Source organism: Cupriavidus basilensis OR16 (assembly GCF_000243095.1).
Taxonomy (GTDB): Bacteria; Pseudomonadota; Gammaproteobacteria; order Burkholderiales; family Burkholderiaceae; genus Cupriavidus; species Cupriavidus basilensis_D.
In genome coordinates this window covers 1-1095 of record NZ_AHJE01000080.1, presented here as the reverse complement: position 1 = coordinate 1095, position 1095 = coordinate 1, and the positions used below count along the sequence as shown (strand labels likewise).

Annotated in this window: 2 protein-coding genes; both read right to left on the bottom strand. The window is 64.8% G+C overall.

The features are described from left to right. The coding region (locus OR16_RS26515; protein WP_006161399.1) for a branched-chain amino acid ABC transporter permease at window positions 1-395 on the bottom strand (395 nt) is incomplete at its 3' end. Next, the coding region (locus OR16_RS26510; RefSeq protein WP_006161398.1) for a branched-chain amino acid ABC transporter permease at window positions 395-1095 on the bottom strand (701 nt) is incomplete at its 5' end. The genes OR16_RS26510 and OR16_RS26515, both read right to left, overlap by 1 nt.

The window sequence follows — 1095 nt, the reverse complement described above, 5'->3', positions numbered from 1 at the left end:
AGCGCCAGCGTGATCATCGAGAAGTAGATGCCCTGCCGGCGAATCGCGATGTACCCGACCACGTAGCCGATCAAGGCGCCCGCCAGCGTGCCCAGCACCAGCCCGACCTCGGGTGTGACGCCCCAGACTTTCATGGCATGCCCGGCCGTATAGGCCGCGCCGCCAAAGAAGGCAGCATGGCCGAACGACAGCAGCCCGGTATAGCCGATCAGCAGGTTGAAGGCGCACGCGAACAGTGCGAAGCACAGCACCTTGAGCACGAACACCGGATACGCCCCGGCCATCGGCGCCAGGATCAGCGCTGCCAGCAACAATCCGTACAACAGTTTCTTCTGCACGCCCCGCCCCTGTCTTGTCTGCCCCGCGGCCACGGCCGCGCCGGTTGGTTGGTTCATCACTTCTCCCTCCCGAACAATCCGGCTGGGCGCAGCATCAGCACGATCACCATGATGAAGAACACCACCGTGGAGGACGCCTCGGGATAGAACACCTTGGTCAGGCCCTCGATCACGCCCAGGCCGAGGCCGGTCAGGATCGAACCCATGATCGAGCCCATCCCGCCGATCACCACCACCGCGAACACGATGATGATCAGGTTCTGCCCCATCAGCGGCGAGATCTGGATCACCGGTGCGGCCAGCACGCCGGCAAACGCCGCCAGCGCCACGCCGAAGCCGTAGGTCAGTGTCACCATCAGCGGCACGTTGACGCCGAACGCTTCGACCAGCTTGGGGTTCTCGGTGCCGGCGCGCAGGTAGGCGCCCAGCTTGGTCTTCTCGATCAGGTACCAGGTCGAGAAGCACACCACCAGCGACGCCGCGACCACCCAGGCCCGGTAGTTCGGCAGGATCATGAAGCCCAGATCGGTGGCGCCGCTGAGCGCCTCCGGCGCCGAGTAGGGCAGCCCGGACACCCCGTAGATCGAGCGGAAGATGCCTTCGATCACCAGCGTGATGCCGAGCGTCAGCAGCAGGCCGTAGATATGGTCGAGCTTGTAGATCCAGCGCAGCATGGTGCGCTCGATCACGATGCCGATCAGCGCCACCGCCAGCGGCGAGAGCACCAGCATCACCCAGTAGTTGAGCCCGGCGTACT